The organism is Zarconia sp., from assembly GCF_057467645.1.
The window spans coordinates 36,177-58,829 of the sequence record NZ_JBRJXU010000083.1; the positions used below are offsets into that span (position 1 = coordinate 36,177).

The window sequence follows — 22,653 nt, forward strand, 5'->3', positions numbered from 1 at the left end:
TTCATTCTAGATCTTCAAATCTCTTTGATGACAGAATACCTCGTTTGTACAAATCCAAAATCGTACGCTTTCGTACTCAGATGAGTCAGCAAGATATCTTTCCCGATCGAGGCAAACAGTGGTATTCCATCTCCCAGGATAATCGGAATGACTGTAATGGTGAGTTCGTCAATGAGTCCCTCTCTGAGGAAACTTTGAATCGTCATGCCACCGTCAACGTAAAGGTGTTTTGCTCCGGTGGCTGAGAGTCGATCGGACAATACGCGCGGCGTTTCTGAGGAATGGGTGACGGTATTGGGTAGGTTGGCGGGAAATGCGATCGAACTCCGACTCATGACAATAACAGGAGTCTCGCCGTAAGGCCATTCGCCAAAAGATAGGACTTGTTCGTAGGTTTTGCGCCCCATAATCAAAGTATCGATCGAATCCATGAAGACACGATAGCCACAATCTTCACCCTCGGTAACGGTGGCGTTAGCATCGTTCAACCAATCGAGTTCGCCATTTTTGCGAGCAATAAATCCATCTAAACTGGTGGCAATAAAAACAGAAACTTTTGGGTTCATTTCTTTTTGATTTATCGCGTTTCTCGCTAGTTGATTGACACGATTGAAGAAATCGTTTTTTCTATTCCCTATTCCCCATTTCCCGTTCCCCATTCCCCATGACTGAAAATGTGTAAAGGGTGCCAACTGCTATATTTTGGCAATTCCGTCAATGGATAACGTTAAGCGGTTACCGCAAACGAACGAGTAGAATCTGAAGAGGCAGGTTGAAGTTTATTTGTTTTGTGTACTAAAACTAGACATAGCTGCGCCCCACTAAGGTACTTTATCACCCCCTGAACCCCTTGTAAACTCGTCCGAAAATCTGGCAATTTTTCCTCGATTTTGGAGTCGATCGGGAGTTCAAAACCGAATTTTGGATTCAGGGGCTGAAGAAAAGGGTAAAAACCGCACTTCGATCGGGGTTTGAGCGCAGCTATACCGACGGGCTATAGAAGCGTTCGCCCTGACGGTATCAAGCTTTGGGTGCGATCGCCATAATGGATAATACTGATTACGATCTCAAGACCAATTCTACCGCTGTTTAATCCATTCATGCCTGCACGAGACATTTACCACCATGCCGTCAAACACGCCTTGATTAAGGACGGCTGGACGATTACCGACGACCCATTGCATTTAAAGTGGGGGCGCAAGGATATGTATATCGATTTGGGGGCATCACAGTTACTCGCAGCGCAAAAGGAAGCACGTAAAATAGCTGTAGAGGTCAAAACGTTTGGTGGTCGTTCGGAGATGGATGACTTAGAAAAAGCGCTAGGGCAGTACGTTCTTTACTTTGACGTTCTGAGTGAGTTGCAACCGAAACGGTTACTCTATCTGGCGTTACCTATCTGGGCTTATGAAAGCTTGTTTGAAGAACCTCTCGGTCAGTTATTGCTGAGAAAGAAGCGTTTACGTTTGATTGTTTTTGAACCGACGCAGGAGTTAATCGATCGATGGATACCGTCTATTTAGAGCAGTGGAGAGATATCATCGAGCAGGTATTGCGAGATTATGCGTCAATCCCCTATTCTTACAGTCAGGTGAAGAAAGAGACTGTTTTCGATCGTAACCAAGATCGCTATCTGATTCTAGTATTGGGTTGGGAAGGACGTCGCTACGAACATGGCTGTACGATTCATCTCGAAATTATTGACGATAAAATCTGGATTCAGCGAGATGGAACGGAGGAGGGAATTGCTTTAGATTTGGAGAATGCGGGAATTCCGAAAGAGCGAATTGTTTTGGGATTTAAGCCGCCTGAAGTTCGTCCTCTGACTGGGTATGCAGTTAAATAATTAAAAATGTGTCTTGAAAAGTTGAACTGGACGGAAACCGATACCGCTCACTTTTCGCAAAATTAAAAATTTTAAGTGTAATCCCAATCGTGGTTATAGCCATATAAATTTGTAGGGTGGGCAGTTTTGCTTGCGGAGACTTTCCTTTCCCACAAGTCATCAAACTACCCACCAACCTCAACTAGATTCTATCTGGAGAAAGCTTATCCTGGATTCATCCAACCTTTAATACAATCCTTGGTAATATTCACATAAGGATTATCCAAAACCTCTTCAATAGCCGTTTCTCCAGCGGCTTTCAAAGCTCCAACTACACGCTCCTTGAAACCCGGAGTGGTTTCATTATGAACATAGGCTACTGTTTCACCATAAGTAGCATTAGGCTTATCCTCTCTAAATTTTTGAATCAGCTTCTGAATAGTTTTTGCGGATTCAGCCAGGGTTTTCTCATCTTGAGAAGAATAGTTATATTGATGGGCTTGCTGTCTAGCATTGTCTGAAACTTTGTTGGCGTAGTTGCCTATATTCGCGCCTCTCAAATCTGTATTGAATATCTCCGATTTTGATTCGCTCCGATCGCCCGATTCAATATTTGCTTCTACATTTCCCTGGACATCGCCTTGAACGATATTACCCAAGAAATTACCATTACTGAGTTGAATTGATTTGTTATCCATTTCTGTCTCCAGTTAATAACCTTAAGTTTTACCGATATAAAACATTTCCTCCAGCATATCCTTGAACAAAATTGCCTTCAACTTGACTATCTTTGATTATGATTTGGTAAGCTTTACTTTCTCCTGCTTCCATCATTTCATACAGTTCGTCAATCACAATTTTTAAGTTTTGTTTGTCCGTTGTCACAAATAAAGCTTTATCTCCTGAATTAAGCGTTAAAAGTAAACCATAATGTTTGGGTTTAGCAAAATTCCATACAGCACCAGCAATAGCAATTAAAATTAATAACAGACCAATCCCATTTCTAAAAGTAACGATAATGAGTCCAATAAGAAAAATAGTAATGATAATCCCCCAAGGTATTTGTCCTATCTCAACTTGTCCTTCTCCGAAGCCTGTAATATTCTGAGTTTGATAAACATTTCTTGCAAAACGAAGTGTTTTTTTTGTAATTGTAATAACAGTATTTTTCTTCAATCTAATATTTTTATTATTATTAAAATAATTGGTAGTAGTCATAGATGAAATTTGCAAATCGTATTTTTTTAGATTCAAACAATTTTAAAAGGGTTTGAATGCGGATTTACATATAAGGCTAGTCTAAGATTTTTAAAACTGCCAAGCGGAAAAAGGCGGAACTTTGTTGAAAAATACATCAAGACGGAACAAGGCGGAAAAGGACGGATTAAGTTGGCTATAATATTGGCTAAACTCTTTTACTCTTACCCCTTAAATGATGCAGGTTGACGAAATCGTGAAACTTATCGATGAGGCTGTATATGCAAAGACAGGAAAACATTTAAATGACTTGCAACGTGGAATTATTGAGGGAACGCTGAAGCAAAAAAAGTATTCGGAAATTGCAGAAGGCTATAATTGCACGCAGGGTCATGCAAAAGATGTGGGTTACGAATTTTTTAAACTCTTGTCAGATGTCTTTGAAGAACCTGTGGATAAAAAGAATCTGAGATCGGTTTTAGAGCGACAGGATAATCTGAATATTTCCTTTGGCGATCGCAATGTTGTTGGGTATATTAATGTGTGTTCGGATTCACACAATTCCGACCCAAGCAACGATCGCCCCCAACCTCAAACCGATCGACAACACAATCTCACCGAAACTGAGATAGAAACGATCGCAAAACTACGGCAGTTCGGCTTAAATAGTCCCCAAATCGCAGAAGCACTGCAACTGTCTTTAGAGGACATCGAACGAGTAGAATCTGAGGAGGTAAGTTGAAGTTTATTTGTTTTTTGTACTATAAATAAATGTAGCTTCGCCCCACGAATGTACTTTATCACCCCCTGAACCCCTTGTAAACTCGTTCGAAAATCTGGCAATTTTTCCTCGATTTTGGGGTCGATCGGGAGTTCAAAACCGAATTTTGGATTCAGGGGCTGAAGAAAAGGGTAAAAACCTCACACCGCCTGAAGTTTGTCCTTTGACGGGGTATGCAGCTCAATAATTAAACACTTAAAATTTTTAGACGAAATCGAACGGTAGAATCTGAGGAGGTGAGTTGAAGTTTATTTGTTTTGTGTACTAAAACTAGACATAGCTCCGCCCCACGAACATACTTTACCACGCCCTGAAACCCTTGTAAACTCGTCCGAAAATCCGGCAATTTTTCCTCGATTTGGGGGACGTGACACCAATTTGGAACCGACGCCAACTTTAAGAGACATTATGAGTTGAGTGCAAGACCGCTAGCTGATGTTTGCCAAGCCGAACGTGCGGACGTTTGGATTTGATGAATTGTAGTGCGTCATTGGCTGTTGGCGAATGACCGATGTGAAGCAGCAATGCAGCAGCGAACAAACCCGTACGCCCGCGACCTTCCGCACAGTGAATGTAAATATTGCCAGATAGACCCGCAACTCGTTCGACCCATTGCCGTAGCTGTTTCGGCGATGGTGCAAAGCCATCGAGTATTTGAAAAGAATGATACGATCGCCACCGCAATGTTCTGGGTTCGTTGAATTCACAGGTGAGATCGATAACGCGATCGATATCGTCAGGTAGTTCCCGAGACAAGAGTCGGCGACCAATGAAAATGCAATCGGTGAGTTGGTTGAATGGGGGTTCGCGTCGGACAAAACGGATGATATGCCAGAGCGATCGCAAACACAGCAAATACGGAAGCAGCAGAAGCTGATTTGTTGGCGAGAGAAGACCGCAAGCGGATTTCCCGTAGACACGCGGACCCAAGTGGAAATAGCCCATGGCAACGATTGCGAAGCTCAATGCAGGCCACAGGAGTAGGAACAGCCAACTCCGGTGTATTACGGCAACCGTTGCCAGAAGTACGGCGATGAGACTGAAAAAGAGTCCATATTTTATGTGACCTGCGCAGTCAGGGTTTGTCCGCATTCAGAACGGAGAGTTTAAAACTCCCCATCTAACGCAGCATTGCAACGCTCGCAAACCGTGGCTCGATCGGGGAAATCCCCCACGTGGGTGGAGTAGTTCCAGCAACGCTCGCACTTGTGACCATCGGCTTTGGTAACTCCCACCCCGATCGCATCGGACTGTTCTGCGTATTCTAGTTGCGTCAGAGATGCGGGAGAATCGAGCAGTTCCACCTGAGAGCAGATAAATAGGTAGCGCAGTTCGTCGACGTTGTTGCCGCCGGGGAGGAGTTGGGCGGGGTTGGGTGGTGCGGTTTCCGGTGCCGGTTCTGCAACGGGTTCGACAACTTTGGAGGTGGGAGGCGTTGCGATCGCCACTTCACTCGAAGTCTGGAACGGTGCATTTTCAAAGAATGCTTCCACCCCTTCCCAGAAGGCTTGGCGATCGCTTGCAAACAGCATCTGACGATAGGCAAACCAAATCCCCCAACCGATTCCCACCAACTCGAAGAATTTCGGCAGGACGGCGATGCGGTGAATAGCAGCCAGGACATCGACGGTGATATGGGCGATGACAAATAGGACGAAGATGGTGAGGAGGTTAATCAGGGCGGGTTTGAGACTTTGCCAATTCCACGAGAAACTAGAAGAGACTTGAGAAAGTTGGGCGTTCCCAGAAGATGACACCTCAGTGGTTTGCGGTAAGCTCGCTTCGATCGCCGGTTCTGCCGTTCCCACGCCGGGATTCATTTGGGCAAGTTGCGATCGCCCAGCCGCATCGGGAACGTAAAGCAACACCTTCGCCTCCAGGGAAGATCCGATCGCCTTTTCAGCTCGCGCTTTTTCCATCACCTTATTCACTTCCGTACGGTAGAAGCGCAATTTCTGCCAAGATTCTCCCAATTCCGGCTGCTGCCAACCTTCATCCAAGCGCACCCAACCCGCTTCAAATACCGATTTGTAGGGAGTGGAGTAGGGGAGATTTTGCCAGATATCCTCCGCCATGTGGCACAGAACCGGGGCGATGGATTTGGCCAGATTTTCCACCGCAATCGCCAGTACCGTCTGGCAACTGCGGCGGCGAGAGGCATCGGCAGTACTGATATAGAGGCGGTCTTTCGCCACATCCAGGTAGAAGTTGGACAAATCCACCACGCAGAAATTCTGCACCGTTTGGAAGAACCGGGAGAATTGGTAGGTGTCGAAGGCCTCTTTCACCTCGGCAAACACCTCCGTCATCCGGTGCAGCATATACCGATCCAACTCCGGCAACTCTTCGTATGCCACTGCATCCTTCGCCGGGTCGAAATCGTGCAAATTTCCCAGCAGGAACCGCGCCGTATTGCGAATTTTGCGGTAGACATCCGCCATCTGCTTGAGAATGGTGGGACCTAGGGGCATATCGTTGGTGTAGTCCACCGAAGACACCCACAACCGCAACACGTCGGCACCGTAGGGGGGTTCTTTCTTCTGGTTGTTGCCGCCGTTAATCACCACTTTCGGATCGACGGTATTTCCCAGGGATTTCGATTGTTTGTATCCCTTTTCATCCAGGGTGAACCCGTGGGTGAGAACCTGTTTGTAGGGGGCTGTGCCGTTATTGGCGACGCTGGTGAGCAAACTCGACTGGAACCAACCCCGATGTTGGTCGGAACCTTCGAGGTAGATATCCACCGGATAGCCTAAGCCTCGCTGTTGCGCCACTGCGGCCCAGGAAGAACCGGAATCGAACCACACATCCATGGTGTCCGTTCCCTTGGTATAGGTGCGTCCGTTGTCGCGGTAGGATTCCGGCAGCAGTTCTTCCACCGACATTTCCCACCAGGCATCGGAACCTTTCTCGGCAACGATCGCCCGGACGTATTCGATGGTTTCTTCATTCAGGAGGGGTTCTCCGGTCTCCTCGTCGTAGAAAACGGGAATCGGTACGCCCCAATTGCGCTGGCGGGAGATACACCAGTCCGATCGCTCTTGTACCATGGAAACGATCCGGTTTTCTCCCTGGGCGGGAATCCACTTCACCTCGGAAATCGCGTTGAGGGCTTCTTCCCGGAATCCATCCACGGAGGCAAACCACTGTTCCGTCGCCCGGAAAATCGTCGGTTTTTTGGTGCGCCAATCGTAGGGATATTTGTGTTGGTAGGGTTCCCGCTTCAGGAACGCCTCTACTTCTTCGAGGGCTTCGATAATTTTGGCATTGGCATCTTTGAGGACGTTCAACCCCGCAAAGGGTCCGGCGTCTTCGGTCATGTTGCCGTTTTTATCCACCGGAGACAGCATCGGCAGGTTGTAGCGCATCCCCACCTGGTAGTCTTCCAAACCATGTCCCGGTGCGGTGTGTACCAGTCCCGTCCCGGATTCGGTAGTGACGTAATCGCCGCCGATGACCACTTCGCTGGTGCGATCGAACAGGGGATGTTTGTATTTACAATGTTCGAGAGCTTCCCCTTTAATTGTGGTGAGAACTTCGAGTTCCGTTTCCCAAGTTTTAGCTAGTCGTTCTACCGTTTCTGCGGCGACAATCAGGAGTTTCCCGGCTGCCGGGGCGCAATCTTCTCCCGCTTTCACCACCGCGTAGGTTAAATCGGGGTTGACGCTCACTGCCAAATTCCCCGGCAGCGTCCAGGGCGTCGTCGTCCAGATGGCCACCCACAGATTCGGCAGGTATTCTTCTAAAGCTTCCTGGTTCTGGGCGAGTTCTGTGACTTGGAAAGCGGCGTAGAGACTGGGGGAAACGTGACCTTCGGGATATTCCAACTCCGCTTCAGCTAAGGCTGTTTGGGAACTGGGACTCCAGTGAACGGGTTTGAGGCCGCGATAGATATAGCCTTTGAGGGCCATTTTACCGAACACTGCAATCTGCGCTGCTTCGTACTCGGGAGTGAGGGTGAGGTAGGGGTCGTCCCAATCTCCCCACACGCCAAACCGCTTGAAGCTTTCCCGCTGTGCGTCTACGGTTTTGAGGGCGAAGTCGCGGGCTTTTTGGCGCAGTCCGAGGGGGGTGAGTTCTCTGCGTTCCTTGGATTTGAGTTTTTGCAATACCTTGAGTTCGATAGGCAACCCGTGGCAGTCCCAACCGGGAACGTAGCGAACCTTGCGTCCCTGAAGGATGTTGTAGCGATTGATGATATCTTTGAGAATCTTGTTGAGGGCGTGACCGACGTGGAGGTCGCCGTTGGCGTAGGGGGGACCGTCGTGGAGGGTGAAGGGTTCGCCGGGGTTGGTTTGGGCGAGGGTTTCGTAAACTTGATTGTCCGCCCAGAACTGCTGGAGTTGCGGTTCTCGCTTGACGGAGTTCGCCCGCATACTGAAGGTGGTTTGGGGCAGATTGACGGTATCGCTATAGGTGTTGGCTTCGCTCACGGTTCGCTACGGGTGGGGGTCGAACAGTTACTTATTTTAGCGTGGGAGTGGGTGCGATCGAGCTTGATGCCTGACTTCCTTTAGAATATGAGTGAATCGTGACGGAGGTACGGGTAATGGCTCGGGCAACTGAGATTCGCCAAAAAGCGATCGAGTCCGTTTAGATGTATTACGAGATCGGTGTGAATGGGGGAAACTGAGCGAAGCAGAACATCAGGAATTGATAGGTTATGAGGACTTAATATAACAGCAGATTGTAGAGCGTTTAGAAGCTCTAATCTAGTCATAGATACTCAAGAACATACACCTGTCAATAGAACGAAAAAGAAATAAGTGAAATGTCGTCATCACCTCTTATGTTAATTGCAATTATCTTGGGAGCTATATTAGTAGCCTATCTAGGAAAACTCTTAATCGAAGCACAAGAAGAGCGAGAGCTACTGGGGCAAAATCTTAGAAGATATGAAAGTTTATCCTCAAGAGAAGAAACAGAAAAGCAATTAGACTCAAATATTCAGCTCAAAGAAAGTGAAATACAAAACTTAAATCTAGTAAAAGAAAATCTGAAAACTGAAATCACTAATTTACAGTCTAAGCTACGCGAACTTGAGACTAAAGATTATCTAATATCCATAGATAGCTATGAACCCGAATATAATTTTTTGAGTTCTGGTGATTATCTGAAAAAACTAGAAGATATTAAATTGAAGCAACAAAGGATGCGGCAAAAAAAGCAAGCATTTATTTGTGATTCTCAATGGACTGTCGGCGAAGGTAAAGGAGCTAAAAATAAAGGAGATAATACTAAAAAACAATTACTTAAACTTATAGAATTTGCATTTGAAGAACAGTGTAAGTATGCAATCAAAGAAGTTAAATATAATAATGTTGAGAATTTACGAAAAAAGATAGATAAAAGTTTTCATCGAATAAACAAGTTACAGCAAATAGGCTGTAGAATTTCTAATGATTATTTAAATCTTAAATTTAGAGAATTATACTTAAAACATGAATTTAAGGAAAAAGAGCAGGAAGAAAAAGAAAGAGATAAAGCAATTCAAGAACAGATGAAGCAAGAGAAAAAAGAGCGCATTGCCATTGAAAAAGCCCAACAAAAAGCTGAAGAAGCTGAAAATAGGAAAAAGCAATATGAAGAACAGCTTGAAAGAGTTCGTTTAGAAGCCCAACAAGCTTCAGATTTGCAAATTCGAGAATATGAACGTCAAATTCAAGATTTAGAAGAACAGATTTCCAGAGAAATAATAGTTCAAGAAAAAGCTAATTTAGATTATAAAAAGCTAAAATCTGGATATATTTATATTATTTCAAATATTGGCTCTCTTGGACGAGATATATATAGAATATTTATGACAAAGAGTGGTGAACCTGATGCATATATTAGAACAATGAATCCTTACGTTCCGTTTCCCTTTGATATTCACTATAAGATTCGCTCAGAAGATGCTTCAGCCACAATACAGTGTTTACATGAGCAATTTAATGATAAAAGAGTCAATATAATCAACGAACGGAGAGAGTTTTTTAAAGTGTCATTCAATGAAATTGAACAAGTTATACAAAAGCTGGATAGAGAAACTGGTACTTTAAGAATTGAAAAAGATGAAAAAACTCCTCAAGCTTATGAATATCGTAGAACTCAAGCTGCAGAACGAAAAAAGTCAAGTGACACAACTTTAAGTAACGTACATATGAATGAAAATGTGGGATAGCTGTCGAATAGGAGCGGGAACAACATAAAAAATATTATTCTATATCAGCGGCAAAGAGCAAGTAACTCTAAAGCCTATGTGGTTAGAGGATTTTTCAGAATTTTTGTACAAGCGACTAGCAGAGCGACATAGTTGAGGATCATTATGCCACGATCCGCCACGAATTACACGAGTTACACTCTCATTGGTACGAGATTCTAACCATTTTTCTTCATGGGTAGGCGTACTACTATAGCTTTTATACCAGCGATCTAAACACCATTCCCATACGTTACCATGCATATCAAACAGTCCAAAGTTATTAGCAACTTTGAAATCACCTACTGGAGTCGTTTTGTTTATATAAATACCTTGAGATTCAGAAGCATAAGAATAATTTCCATCATAGTTAGCTAAATTTGTTGTAATGGTATCACCGAAATGAAAGGGAGTACTGGTTCCAGCACGACAGGCATATTCCCATTCGGCTTCGCTCGGCAGGCGATACTCATAACCTATTTTTTGAGATAAACGATCGCAAAACTCCACAGCATCGTACCAGGAAATTTGAGTAACAGGATAATTTTTTCCTCCAGTTCGTGATGGACGACGTTTGAGGTTTTTATGAACTTCTGACCAGCAAGAAACTTCTCTCCATTGTGCTTGTGTAATAGGGTATTTGCTCATCAGGAATGGTTGAATAGTTACCGAATGTTGAGGTCTCTCTTCAGAATATCGCTTACCTTCTGATTCTGGAGAACCCATCAAAAAGGTTCCCCCCGGAATAACAACCATTTCTAAGATGACATCATTGCCTAAATCCTCAATCAGAAAACTAGCTTGCTTTCGCTCTCTACTAATTTCCTTCCCCTCATAATTTATTTTCACTGTTGTAAACTCAAAGGTTTGAGTTTGAGAAATTGAAGGGATAATTAACTGGTGATCTTCTTGTCGCTGTCTGGAATCTTTTCTTTTTGATACAGGAGTCGAAGGTATCGATAGTTTGGGTTTCTGGTGAGTAAATGTTAACTGGGTTGCATGCTCCAGATTATTCTTGCAGCTCGATGCATCTTCACGCTTGAAGAGATACCCATCCGTCACGCGCATGAATATGACCGGAGTTGCAAAATCCCGCTTCCGATATTGTGTTGGACCGAGTGCGATACTGCGTCGTCCATGCTGAGTCGCAATATCTACGGGTGCATCGGCTGCTAATTGTTGATAAAAACGGCGAGAGAATCGGCTTGCAGTGCTGTTCGTCACTTCATACTGCATTGCCACGACAACAGGAATATTTTGCTCGACAATACTTGATGCAATCCCGACAAAAGCTTGAGAGGCTGATAACATTCCACCTTCACAAGCTTGCAACATCACTACACCCGGACGATGTTGATTAAAGGGTTCGCTGAAATAATCAGCATCTACCCACATTGCTTCATCAAACTCGGGATCGACCAAGGCAATTTCTCCTACATATCGATCTCCGTTATTTCTCAACCGCCCGTGACCAATAAAATGTAAAATATGCGGTTTATTTGATAAAGTTTTTTCAATTTCTTCTGGATTTGCCGCGTTTACTATTGGTAGTAACTCAATTCTATTTTTTCTATCTTCTACTAACTTTTTTAAGGATTCGATAACGGGCTCGTATGCAACGGTTGGCAAATCTTTTGGGGTAGAGACTACCAACGCAATTTTTAGCTTTTCATTTTGTTCTAACTTAATGGGTTTTGGTTTCCTTGGATGCGATCTCCAACGAGAAAAAACCAGATGGGGTACTGTTCCAATCCAAAGAGTTCCTAAGTTTGCATGCTTTGGCAAACACAAGAATTCCCAGGGGAGAGCTGCAACATCAGGCATTCTCCGTTCGTCGATATCTAGCTCCACTCGCAGAAGTTGTTCTTTGTCCTGTACAACCCGCTCATAAAAGGTAATGAAATCATAACGCAGACCCTCATCAAAAAGAATGTCAAATAAGACTTCTCCGAGTGCGCGTACCTTACTAGAATCATTCAGATTATTTTTACGAGCAATTTCCAACAAAGGAGTAATTTCGTCGATTTTCTCTTGGTAGCGAAAAACGCCGTGGGGTTGTCCTAAATGTTCACGTTTATTATCCCACTTTTCAACTTGAACCCAATTTCGATTAGCAACACGAATGCGGTAGGTATAGTACGTTTTAGCCATCAATTATATTTTGCCTAAACTTGCTTATCGAATAATTTTGGGTAGAGCGATCGTCCACTCCTCCGCATCACCCCTCGCAAATCGGCTGGCCACTTCATTCTTTTGCCGCAAGAGCTGCTTGAATCGATCGGATAGCTCGCCGAAAATATCCCGCACGTCGGCTGTTAGCCAGTTGATATCGGGTTCCGCCCAGACCTTTCCCCGGAGTTTAATTTCATCAGTTTCCTTTGGGACTTTAAAGACGATCGCAAACTTGGCCGTCCCAATTTTCTGTAACTCTTTATCCTGAATCAGCCAGTAACAGGTCGAACTCCCTTCTCCATTGGCAATAATTTCCAGATGTCCCAGTTCGTATTGATACTTGGGAAGAGCTAAAAGTGCTTGAAAATCATCTTTGTTGCCAACATTTGCTTTGAGTTCTCCCGGAAGCAATTCTACGAGTTCGGCAATTCGAGCGCTATCTACGCCGACGTTCCAATCGAGGTTGCCATTCAACCCCACTTCCATCCCCACTCCAAAACTCATCACCGATCGCCATTGTTGGTTCGGAAACAGCTTCTGGACGATCGGTTCGTTGCTCCCTTTGGGGCTAAAGTCGAGTTCGCAGGTCAATCGCCAAAACTTAGCTGCTCGTTTGGGGCGTAAATCGACTGTCAGCGTCATCGAATAGAAGTCGAACTGCTCTTGCATTTGTTGCTTGTAGGTATTGTCGAGTTCGATACCGCTATTTTTGAAGGTCTCTTCAGTGAGGCGAATCAATCGATTTGTGGGATTGCCAAAACTGACTTTGGTTTGAAAGAGACTATCAACTGCTTCTGCCCCAATTCCCAGCTTGGTTCCACCGGCTAAAGTTCCTTCCCACTTCTGTACTTCTTCAAACAAGTCAGAAAGTAAAGCATCTGCCTCTTGTAGATTGGGGGAGAAGAATTCTTGATTCATATCGGATATCCTTTGCCAACAAAACTCGATTTGAATTCAACGATGCCCAATTTCTCACAGTGCGAGCATCTTGCTCGTGCTGGGTTGATAACCCATGAGAAACGGTTATAGCCGTCAATACTAAACGATCGAGAATTCAGAAAAATTCGAATTTAAAGCCACTATCCCTATATTTTGAAGAGTTTTCACAAATTTGACCACCGATCGCCTCCAATTTTGTCCTTCATCAAGGTGCTCGCTTCGTAATTTTAGTGGTGACTTTCTCCTCTACGAGACCGAGAATGCAGCTTCAAACTCACGTTTCGATGCCGGTGTAGTAAGCTAAAGGTATAGCGGTAGTGCAGTTGCAGCACAGCGATCGAAATCGAAACGCTAAAACCGATCGCCACACATCCAACCCACGCATTGAGAGTTCGCGCCAACTGCTCGTCGCTAAGTGCCGATCGCCGTATCGCAAAAAGAGGCAAAGGTCATGGATAAAGTGATGAACTCAGATACCAAATTTTTCTTCCTCGCTCTGGGAATTCCGATCGCCGGCTTAATCTACTGCGGCTTGGGGATTACAGCCATGGCAACGGTAACCGGCGTTCGAGAACACCCGCTACTCTCGGGGGGCGCGTTTTTCTTTATCCCCTTCCTCACCGCTGCGTTTATTTGGATGAGAGCATCGGCGAAGGTGTATCGCAGTTAAGCTGTGACGCATTTGAATTGTACGTGTGGGTGGAGGGGGAGACAAGGAGACAAGGGAGAGGGGGGAGAAAATGCGCGCACTAAAAATTCAAAATTCACACTCTTCATCACCGCGTCACCGTGTCACCGCGTCACCGCGTCCTCCCCAACTCCCCATTCCCCATTCCCCATCTCTAACTAACCGATCGCGCTCTCAATGCCAACTCGTCCCGACACAAGGTTAAATACGCTCTAGCAACGGTATCTTCCGGTGCTTGTTGCACGCAAACTTCCAATTGCCGCGCCGCTTCCTCAAACGCTTGCATGTGGTGCAGCACCAAGGCTTGCTCGAATCGGGTTTTAGTTGCCGCTTTGCCGTGGCGAAGTTCGGGGGGGTCGGCATCGAACACTTCAAACACCGACACCCGTTTCGATTTCCCTTTTACATGGACCCGATCGATCCATCGGATGTGATAATCGGAAACATCTTGTAAATCGATAAACGTATGTTGAGAAATCAACATCGGTACCCCATATTTTTTCGTTAACCCCTCCAAACGAGACGCCAAATTCACCGCATCGCTAATCACCGTCCCATCCATCCGTCGCTGACCCCCCACCGTGCCGAGCATCAAATCCCCGGTATTGATGCCAACGCCGATACGAATCGGTTCGTAGCCGGATTTCCGGCGATGTTGGTTGTAGACGACCAGTTTTTGCAACATGGCAATTCCCGCGCGCACGGCATCGTCGGCACTTTCCCCAAACAGCGCCATAATCGCATCGCCGATATATTTATCGATAAAACCGTTATTATCCGAAATCGCCGGTTCCATTTGCGATAAATACGAATTAATAAATCTAAAATTTTCGATCGGGGTCATTTGTTCGGAAAGGCGAGTAAAGTCGCGAATATCCGAAAATAAAACCGACATCGTTTTTTGCACTTCATCCCCTAAATTGACTTCGAGAATGCTCTCTTTTTTGAGAATCTCGAGAAACTGATGGGGGACGAATCGGTCGTAGGCGGTGTAAATCGAATACAGTTTAATGTGCGTTTGAATGCGAGCGAGGAGTTCTTGTTTGTTAACGGGTTTAGTTAAATAATCGTTGGCCCCCATTTTCAAGGCTTCCACCAGGTCGTTGACTTGATTTTTCGCCGTCAGCATCAAAATCGGCAATTCGTTGGTGGAGTAACGTTGGCGCAAGCGATCGCAGACCTCGTACCCCGTCATTTTGGGCATCATCACATCTAGCACCACCAAATCGGGACGATACCCATCATTCACCAACGTCACGGCTTCTAGACCGTCTGAGGCTTGGGTGACGTCGTAATTTTCCGGGGATAGGTAGTTGCGCAGAACTTGCAAGTTAATCGGTTCGTCATCGACGATCAGAATCTTGAATCGCGGCCGATGTTTGCCATTCAATTTCCCCTTTTGGCTGGGGATGCGCGATTCTTCCTCTTGGAGTACTGCCGCAGACACCGAAGAACGATGCAACGGAACGATCCGAGAATCGATCGAATTGCTCTCGATGCGGGAAACCCCCGGCAGTTCCTGCGGCACCACCCGTCGCACCCCAGTCGCCACCGGCAGGGTAAAGGTAAATTGCGAACCGACATCGAGAATCGATCGCACGGAAATCTCTCCCCCGTGCAATTCCACCAACTGTTTGGTGACGGCCAATCCCAACCCCGTTCCCCCGTATTCCCGCGCCGTGGAACCGTCCGCCTGTTCGAAGGAGGCAAAGACTCGATCGAGTTTGTCTTCGGCAATACCGATGCCGGTATCGGAGATGGTAATCGCCAAGAAGTCGCGATCGTCGATGGATTTGCGTTCCGCCGATACCCCCACAAATCCGCTCTGGGTAAATTTAATCCCATTCCCCACCAAGTTATATAAAATCTGCTGCAAGCGGTTCTCATCGGCGTTGACGGGGGGCAGTTCCGGGGAAATGGCATTCACCAGTTGCAGGTCTTTGGTACCAATGAGGGACTGACTCAAATTGAGGACGATTTGGATGATATCGCGCAGGTAAATGGGTTTGAGTTGCAGTTCGATATTCTTGTGCTTGAGTTTGGAGAAATCGAGAATATCGTTGACCAAATTCGCCAGGCGGCGACCGCTTTGGGCCACCATCTGCAAGTTTTGGCATTGCAACTCCGAGAGGGGTCCCGTCGCGCCGTCGAGCATCGATTCGACAATGCCGATGGTACCGTTGAGGGGGGTGCGCAGTTCGTGGGAGGTGTTGGCGAGGAACTCGTCTTTGAGTTTGTCGAGATGTTGCAACTGCGCGTTTTTTTCTTCCAGGGTGGCAAAGGAGGATTGCAACTGAGTCGCCATTTGGTTGAACGATTCGGCTAACTCCCCCACTTCGCGGGTACGACCGCTTTTGACTTCCGTCTGCCATTCCCCCCGCGCAATCGCCTTTGCCGCCGCGTTCAACTGCAAAATCGGTCGCGTCACCCACCGCGCGCTGAGGATTCCCACCCCCGTCGCCACCCCCAACGCCGCCGCACACAGCGCAATCGTCGTCCGGGTATTGGCATTAATTTGCGCCATGAAATCCGACTCGGGAATCGTCACTGCAATCAGCCAATCCAACCCCCGTCCGTCTTGAAAGGGAGTCACCTGCACCAGATATCGCTCTCCATCCCGGCGGTAGGCAAACTGATGGGGGGTTTGCACAGTCTTGAGATCGGAGATGCGATCGAATAATTGCGCTGTGGTGGCGGCAACTACGGGAGACTTCGCATCAACAGCCGCCACCCGTTCTTCTTCCCCAACCAAATATTGCTCGTTGGTGGAACTGGCAACCAAGTTCCCAGACCGTTCGATAATAAACGCCACGCCGGATTTGCCGATGTCGAGTTCGTTCAAAAACTGCCCGATTTGCGACAAAATCAGGTTGGTTCCCAAGGCACCGCGAAACTCTCCTTCGGGGGTGTAGATGGGGATGACGGGGGTAATTTGCAACACCCCCAAATGTGCGGAGGAGAAAATTGGACTCCAGGTGGGAGAACCGCGTTCTTTGGCCGCCTCGTACCAGGGTCTAACGCGCGGATCGTATTTTTTGGATTTGACTTGTTCGAGGGGATTGCCAAATTCATCGAGGTTGTAGATCTCCCGATAGGGTTCGGTGAAGGCATCGCGCACTTTCATCACCACGTTGCCGTCGGGGAGTTCCTGCACCCCGAGAAAGTCTCCGTCTTCGTTGCCGAAGTAGATGTAATCGACGGCTTCATCAATTTGGATGAGCGATCGAAATTTTTCCCTTAACGCCTCGAAATCGTTCAAATCCAAACCGCCATTGCGAATGGAAGTGTTGTTGATTTGATGGAAGAGATGGGGGGTATTGAGGTAATTTTCAACGTGTCCGTCAATGCGATCGGTCACACTGCTGCCGAGTTGGTCGATGGCATCGTTTACCGCTCGTTGGCTGTTGCGCACCGATAACCAGCCAGTTAACCCGACGGCGGCAAAAATTTGGATGATAAATGGAACGATGAGAACCGTTCGCAGGGGGAGCGATCGTAGATGTTTTGGATAACGAGTGTCAGGTTTGGAGGAAGTATTAGCACAGAGATTTCGATCGATCATAATAATGGGATAAAAATTTATACTCCAATTGAAAGATTCGAGCGATCGACACACCAATCGGCAACGATCTCAAATCGCTGGCGGCTGTTGTCTGTTTTAAGTCCTGAAACCTGCTACGATGCCCCTGACTTGTTTAATTTCAATTAATTTGACGACGGATTTTATACTCAATTATAGCCAAAAGCAGACGCCCTCTAAATTTCAAGGGTATTTCCCGGAAAACTTTAAACTTTGACTAAACTTGAAAAAGCTCATCTTTATAACAGAGAATTGAGTCAAAAATATTAATTTTTTGTTATTTTATCGGCGGAGTTTTGGAGAATTTAGAGGTTTAATGACGTTGTTCGATCGCCTTTTGCCGTGCCTCGATCGTTCGACCGATTTCGCGAACCCAACTCCGTTGAGAACTCAGCATCATCTCCACCCCATCGGAATAAATGGCGATCGCTGCTGAGTCTTCCAACGCCACAATCGTCAACTGCCTGGGTTCGCTGCTAAACAATGCCATTTGGCTTAAATGTCAGCATCGAGCAACTTCAGCATTCGGTGCTCGGAAGTGACTCGCGAATCTTGCCCCATCCATTGCCATCCACCGTTAGCGCAGTTGACGAGTTCAACGCTTTGATTGTTTCTTCTCCCGAATCGATCGACAATCTCTGTACTTTGTACTATCAACCAACGAGCAGTATTTATCGAACGCGCGATCGGATCTAAAATTTAACCTAACAAATATTGATATTTATCAAAAAAACATAAAAAAATATTGCCACTCACCCAACTTTTAGATTAAGAATGATGTTGTATCTGACGCGAATCTTTCAGTTATCCCCTCATGAATCGTCCTAGGAATCGATAACGACGTTAAACCGAGGTAAGTCTTATGAAGTGAGACTTTTACATTATTCTTAACAATCGAAAACCATTACGTATCTAACATATCATTCTATCAAATTCGCTAAAATGTTACATCCCCCCACAGGGGGAGGGCAGAAGCGGAATGCTCTGTTTATTCTAGTAAGTAGACCGAGTCGAAATAATTTATCGAATTTGAGGTCAGGCTTATGAAATTATTACATCAAACGTTAGGAGCTTTTGCACTTGTTGCAGTCTTTAATGCGATCGCTCCTCTGCCGGCATTCGCGCAACAAGTCACTCCCGTCCAAACTTCGGATTCCGTCGTCGCAGAAGATTTCCTCACCCTCGCGACCACTGCGATGAACGATGGCGATTACCACAACGCCGTATACCACGCCAACAAAGCACTCGAACTCGATGCGAGTCTAGCCGAGGCTTATTTGTTACGCGGTCAAGCCTTCAGCCATCTGGGCGAGCGAGATGCAGCGATCGCAGATTTAGAAAAAGCGGCAGACTTGTTCCTCGTACAAAACGATCGCCTCCGATATCAAGTGACCTTAGAGACCTTATCTGGCGTTTAAGATCCGAGCCGAGCATCTCTCCTCCAGTTTGAGGTGACCGGGTGTCGAGTGCGGGCAATGGGTTTCCAAGTTGCGACCTCATACCGGGGTCAATTCTCCCCGCTGTTGTTCGATCGTTTTCCACCCATTGCCCGAACCGACACGATCTCCCCAACTCCTCCAGTCACACCAGCTCACCCTCGCGACGTGCGCGCTGAGTCGGCGCGGTTGCGATACCTTTACCTTTGCGAGTCGTGCTTACCCTGACAGTCTGGAGCGACTCAACCAGAAAACTGCGATCGAAACTTCCTTTCTCACCTCGCCGGGTTGGAGTGGTTAACTCTACTTTGACACTCCCCGCTCGCGCATAGGCGGGGATTCTCCGGACTTTAAGCCCGGATATCCTCGTTAACGAGGTTCCTGCCCCGAACCCGTCTGCCATAATAAAGGGCGGGTTCGTTTCTGACCGGCGTAACTTTCCGAGAGTCCCCCGGTAGTGTCTTTGATTTATTTCGCGCAAAGACAAAACCCGCACGTTCTAAAATCGTTCTCGACGCTTGCGTATCGGCATGGTCAACGTGGCCGCACTCTTCACATACGAACTTCTCACCGCCTCGATTGAGCTTTGACACACGAGCGCACTGGCGGCACTCCTGAGAGCTATATTGCGGAGCTACTTTGATGACCGGATGCCCGGTTTTAAGTCCAATCCACTCGATTTTCTCGACCAACGCTCCCCACGAAGCATCGGCGATCGCACGGTTTAAACCACGCTTGGCAGATTGACCGTTGGGCAAAACGCGACCCGTCTCTTCGCACTTTTTCGGTTTGCACTTGGCTTTCATCCCCCGGATGTTCAAGTCTTCCACCACGACCGCATCAACCTTCCGATGGGCTTGGTTGGCAACTTTCCACAGGTAGGCATCGCGTTTTTGACTGACCTTGCGGTGCAACTTCGAGACTTCCACCATTGCCTTGACACGATTGCGAGAGCCTTTGACCTTTCGGCTTACTTGTCTTTGACGAATGCGTTGTCGCCTGCGGGTTGCTTTATTGGTTGCGAACCGGGGGTTCTCGGCAAAACTGCCATCGCTCAATGACGCGAGTTTGTTGATACCCAGGTCTACACCCTTAGCTCCTTTGACATCGGTTAAGGGGAGTTGAGGCACTTCATCGGGAACCGTCACCAGAACGGACATATACCATCCGTCCACTTTTTTGGTGATGGTGATACTGCCGCGTTTCAAGCCTTCCATCGATACTCGAATCGTGAAACCGCATCCAACCGATGAAGGGTAGGTAGTGCGCGCCGCGTGCGCGTGAGTGCAAACATCTTGTTCCCGTTCCCAATCGATCGCGCTAAAAAATGTCCTCATCAGTCTGAATACCGCGATAACCATTTTAAATATGGCTAGATGGCGGTCGCCATAGCAAGCGCGGATACTCGTGAAGGTGGGCTTCGGAGGGCAACGGGCGCAGTATGCTGGTGACCCTTAGATGGTCCGCACCCTCACTGAAGATAGTTATATATATTGTCTCAATCCGCTCATTTCCGCTTCGGCAATCGAGTCGGCTTTCTAGCAAGCTATGTCCACACTCGACCCCTCCTGAAATGCAGCATAATATCCTCTTAAATTAGGTTTTCCGAGAAAAACAAACAATTTCAATCTCAAACATACATTAGCGCAAACAAAGATGAGTTAACAATCTACTTTTATCCATATTAATTTAGAGAATGCGGCAATATATCCCGGAAAAATAATCCGATCTTGGTAGCCCTCTTATATCGATTAATGTAGTAATAGCCATAAAGTTTAATCTTAAAAGCCTATTCAAGAAAGGCTTTCAGGATTTTTGACGGAAACGATTATTGAATGAATCACGAGAGAGAAACTCAATTTTTAGGTATTCCTAAAAAAACGATCGTGTTTTCCCTGACGTACTCACAGTATCCCTTACGTAATAACCGATTTTTTTTGCAAAGACAAATAGCTTGCAATACTTTTTTTCTAAAAAACTTTAAACAACAACATTTTTGATAAAGAAAAAATAAATCACATTCAAAAAGAAAGACAGTTTCTAATTCAGGAGAATAGATTGAGATTATCTCAAGCAAAAGTTTTCAGCACAGACCCAAGAAGCAAAAGATTCAAAAACGGGTAAGTTGAACGAGTCTGCGTTAAATCAAAGAATACTAATTTCTTAAAGCTTTAACCGTGATTCGAGCGAACTACAAATTCCTAAATTTTGTCATCTTTATGGGTTGAGCTGAAAGAATCAGTACAGAAGGAATTTACAATCGTGACGACCAAATTTTTTCAAGCTCTCTTAACCGGTGCCCTGGCAATTTCTGGAACGCTGGCTGCAACGAACCCCGCTGCTGCATTTGATGTCCGTCGATTCCAACAATTCGTGCAGACCGAGTACGAAGCACTCGACCCCGAATTTGTTGAAAACCACCAACTCGACCCCACCAAATTAGACTTAGTTTACGACCACGATGTCAAAGTTCACTTTATTAGTGAAGGTGCAGGGTTTCGCAACACATTAGGCGTAACAACCACCGGTACAACCGAAATGGAACAATTGCTGTTCGATGATATTACTTGCTTGACCAGTGCTTGTTCCACCTATACTGGCTATCGATATGTGGAAGGAAAGGGTCCGGGTAATGGATTGCAAGCAGGCGAAACCGTGGAGTTAGGAACGATCGCTGCTGGAACGAACCTTGATTTCTGGTTGGGACAAGATGCTTTCAATCGCGAGCATCACAACACCTGGTACGGCGATGTCAGCAAGAATAGCGATGGACTCCAGCACTTGATGGCTTACGAGTTTGAGAACTACCTGGTGTTGGCTTGGGAAGACCTGACTGGCGGTGGAGACAAAGACTACAACGATGTCGTCTTCGCCGTTGACGTGGGTGAAGGCAACCTGCGCAGTATGCGTGGGGAAGTGGAGAGCGTTCCCGAACCGGCAACTGCAACGGCCGTACTCGGAGTGTCCGCCTTCGGTTTATTCAGTCGTCGTCGCAAGCGCGCCTAACGGCTTTAACCTGCTATCTTTTTGGGGTGTGTCTACTGTTTCACTTAAAACCTGCGTATGGAAATCCTAGTTGAGATCGAGCGATAAGAACAAATCATATCGAATCGATCGCTGCGACCCGATTTCCAAACTCTGAAGACGATTCAGCTCGAAAATTACTTCTCTTGAAACCATTAATCGATCGCCTGCGGGTCGGTTAATGGTTTGTTCGATGACGTTATCCTAAAGGTCAACGACTGCAAGTCCTCCACGGCGATCGCTCTCAATAGACTTCTGGTGGGAAAGGAATCGATCGATTCAGCATCAAAATTGATTCCATTGTTGATTTCGACCAGAAGTTCTCAACTTTTGTCAAACTCCGTACCCCAAACCCTACAACTCACGTTGTAAAACCAAACCCACCGCAGCAAAACTCTCATTCCCTTCAAGCTGACCTTCAATGCGCTTGATGATTTTAAAGCCTTCAGAACGATAAAGGTCTAGAGCGGGTGTATTTCCTTCAAGGACTTCAATTGTCATCGTCGGTGCTGAGTCAGTCACCGCATATCGAACTAACGCACGACCCACACCTTTTCTATAAGATGTTGGGTCAACATAAAGCCAAGTGAGTTCTTCATCGCTATAAGCCACAAAGCCCTGCACGATCGTATCGATCTCGGCGACAAAGAGCTTGCCATCGAACAGACCTTCTGATTCGGCGGTTTGCTCGAGGGTCAGAAAGGCATCTGTTCCGACGGTGAAACGCAATTCATCAAGACGCGATGCATCGTGTATTTGACAAATTCTAGACCAGTCAGCAGATTTGTAAGGACGAATGGTTATCATTAAAACCCTTTGAGAATTTTAGA

The 22,653-nt window shown here is 46.3% G+C and carries 20 protein-coding genes; 8 read left to right on the top strand and 12 right to left on the bottom strand.

What is annotated here, in order from left to right; translation table 11 throughout:
- Positions 1-14: 14 nt before the first annotated feature.
- Positions 15-566 (bottom strand): dihydrofolate reductase family protein, encoded by a 552-nt coding sequence (locus AC2215_RS12725; RefSeq protein WP_486810379.1) that lies wholly within the window; start codon positions 564-566, stop codon positions 15-17.
- Positions 567-1,100: 534 nt separating this feature from the next.
- Here AC2215_RS12725 and AC2215_RS12730 point away from each other — a divergent pair.
- Positions 1,101-1,523, top strand: coding sequence for a XisH family protein (locus AC2215_RS12730; protein WP_486810380.1), 423 nt, complete (start codon positions 1,101-1,103; stop codon positions 1,521-1,523).
- Positions 1,505-1,846 carry an element excision factor XisI family protein gene (locus AC2215_RS12735; RefSeq protein WP_486810381.1) on the top strand — a complete coding sequence of 114 codons (342 nt, stop codon included), beginning with the start codon at positions 1,505-1,507 and terminating at the stop codon, positions 1,844-1,846. The genes AC2215_RS12730 and AC2215_RS12735 overlap by 19 nt, the downstream gene beginning before the upstream one ends.
- 203 nt (positions 1,847-2,049) lie before the next feature.
- On the opposite strand, the gene AC2215_RS12740 is transcribed toward AC2215_RS12735, so the two are convergent.
- A complete protein-coding gene (locus AC2215_RS12740) occupies positions 2,050-2,523 on the bottom strand; it encodes a hypothetical protein (RefSeq protein WP_486810382.1) in 474 nt (157 codons plus the stop codon).
- Between the two features lie 28 nt (positions 2,524-2,551).
- A complete protein-coding gene (locus AC2215_RS12745; protein WP_486810383.1) occupies positions 2,552-3,043 on the bottom strand; it encodes a DUF6232 family protein in 492 nt (163 codons plus the stop codon).
- Positions 3,044-3,260: 217 nt separating this feature from the next.
- On the opposite strand from AC2215_RS12745, the gene AC2215_RS12750 reads away from it, so the two are divergent.
- A complete protein-coding gene (locus AC2215_RS12750) occupies positions 3,261-3,764 on the top strand; it encodes a helix-turn-helix domain-containing protein (protein WP_486810423.1) in 504 nt (167 codons plus the stop codon).
- Between the two features lie 435 nt (positions 3,765-4,199).
- On the opposite strand, the gene AC2215_RS12755 is transcribed toward AC2215_RS12750, so the two are convergent.
- On the bottom strand, positions 4,200-4,769 hold the full coding sequence (locus tag AC2215_RS12755) for a dual specificity protein phosphatase family protein (RefSeq protein ID WP_486810384.1): 570 nt from the start codon (positions 4,767-4,769) through the stop codon (positions 4,200-4,202).
- A 140-nt stretch (positions 4,770-4,909) separates the two neighbouring features.
- Entirely contained in the window at positions 4,910-8,236 is a 3,327-nt protein-coding gene (ileS, locus tag AC2215_RS12760) for an isoleucine--tRNA ligase (protein ID WP_486810385.1), read from the bottom strand.
- A 356-nt stretch (positions 8,237-8,592) separates the two neighbouring features.
- Between ileS and AC2215_RS12765 the strand changes: the two genes are divergently transcribed.
- Complete coding sequence (locus AC2215_RS12765) at positions 8,593-9,966, top strand: SNIPE associated domain-containing protein (protein WP_486810386.1); 1,374 nt, start codon at positions 8,593-8,595, stop codon at positions 9,964-9,966.
- A 39-nt stretch (positions 9,967-10,005) separates the two neighbouring features.
- Here AC2215_RS12765 and AC2215_RS12770 read toward each other — a convergent pair whose 3' ends face one another.
- From AC2215_RS12770 to AC2215_RS12780, 3 genes are all read right to left on the bottom strand, one after another.
- Positions 10,006-12,135 carry an SUMF1/EgtB/PvdO family nonheme iron enzyme gene (locus AC2215_RS12770; RefSeq protein ID WP_486810387.1) on the bottom strand — a complete coding sequence of 710 codons (2,130 nt, stop codon included), beginning with the start codon at positions 12,133-12,135 and terminating at the stop codon, positions 10,006-10,008.
- A gap of 24 nt (positions 12,136-12,159) precedes the next feature.
- Complete coding sequence (locus AC2215_RS12775; protein ID WP_486810388.1) at positions 12,160-13,074, bottom strand: hypothetical protein; 915 nt, start codon at positions 13,072-13,074, stop codon at positions 12,160-12,162.
- Between the two features lie 248 nt (positions 13,075-13,322).
- Positions 13,323-13,541: a hypothetical protein gene (locus tag AC2215_RS12780; RefSeq protein ID WP_486810389.1), complete on the bottom strand. Its 219-nt coding sequence runs from the start codon at positions 13,539-13,541 to the stop codon at positions 13,323-13,325.
- Positions 13,542-13,558: 17 nt separating this feature from the next.
- Between AC2215_RS12780 and AC2215_RS12785 the strand changes: the two genes are divergently transcribed.
- On the top strand, positions 13,559-13,765 hold the full coding sequence (locus tag AC2215_RS12785) for a hypothetical protein (RefSeq protein ID WP_486810390.1): 207 nt from the start codon (positions 13,559-13,561) through the stop codon (positions 13,763-13,765).
- Between the two features lie 172 nt (positions 13,766-13,937).
- Here the strand turns inward: AC2215_RS12785 and AC2215_RS12790 are convergent, their stop codons facing one another.
- Both AC2215_RS12790 and AC2215_RS12795 read right to left on the bottom strand, forming a co-directional pair.
- Complete coding sequence (locus tag AC2215_RS12790) at positions 13,938-17,345, bottom strand: response regulator (protein WP_486810391.1); 3,408 nt, start codon at positions 17,343-17,345, stop codon at positions 13,938-13,940.
- A 331-nt stretch (positions 17,346-17,676) separates the two neighbouring features.
- The gene (locus AC2215_RS12795; protein WP_486810392.1) at positions 17,677-17,853 is read right to left on the bottom strand and encodes a hypothetical protein; all 177 of its coding nucleotides are present in this window, start codon (positions 17,851-17,853) and stop codon (positions 17,677-17,679) included.
- 553 nt (positions 17,854-18,406) lie between these two features.
- Between AC2215_RS12795 and AC2215_RS12800 the strand changes: the two genes are divergently transcribed.
- Positions 18,407-18,781 carry a tetratricopeptide repeat protein gene (locus tag AC2215_RS12800; protein ID WP_486810393.1) on the top strand — a complete coding sequence of 125 codons (375 nt, stop codon included), beginning with the start codon at positions 18,407-18,409 and terminating at the stop codon, positions 18,779-18,781.
- 127 nt (positions 18,782-18,908) lie between these two features.
- Entirely contained in the window at positions 18,909-19,100 is a 192-nt protein-coding gene (locus AC2215_RS12805) for a hypothetical protein (RefSeq protein ID WP_486810394.1), read from the top strand.
- A 49-nt stretch (positions 19,101-19,149) separates the two neighbouring features.
- Here AC2215_RS12805 and AC2215_RS12810 read toward each other — a convergent pair whose 3' ends face one another.
- Positions 19,150-20,136 carry an RNA-guided endonuclease InsQ/TnpB family protein gene (locus AC2215_RS12810; protein WP_486810395.1) on the bottom strand — a complete coding sequence of 329 codons (987 nt, stop codon included), beginning with the start codon at positions 20,134-20,136 and terminating at the stop codon, positions 19,150-19,152.
- A gap of 925 nt (positions 20,137-21,061) precedes the next feature.
- On the opposite strand from AC2215_RS12810, the gene AC2215_RS12815 reads away from it, so the two are divergent.
- The gene (locus tag AC2215_RS12815) at positions 21,062-21,805 is read left to right on the top strand and encodes a DUF4114 domain-containing protein (RefSeq protein ID WP_486810396.1); all 744 of its coding nucleotides are present in this window, start codon (positions 21,062-21,064) and stop codon (positions 21,803-21,805) included.
- 372 nt (positions 21,806-22,177) lie between these two features.
- Here the strand turns inward: AC2215_RS12815 and AC2215_RS12820 are convergent, their stop codons facing one another.
- On the bottom strand, positions 22,178-22,630 hold the full coding sequence (locus AC2215_RS12820; RefSeq protein ID WP_486810397.1) for a GNAT family N-acetyltransferase: 453 nt from the start codon (positions 22,628-22,630) through the stop codon (positions 22,178-22,180).
- Between the last annotated feature and the right edge of the window lie 23 nt (positions 22,631-22,653).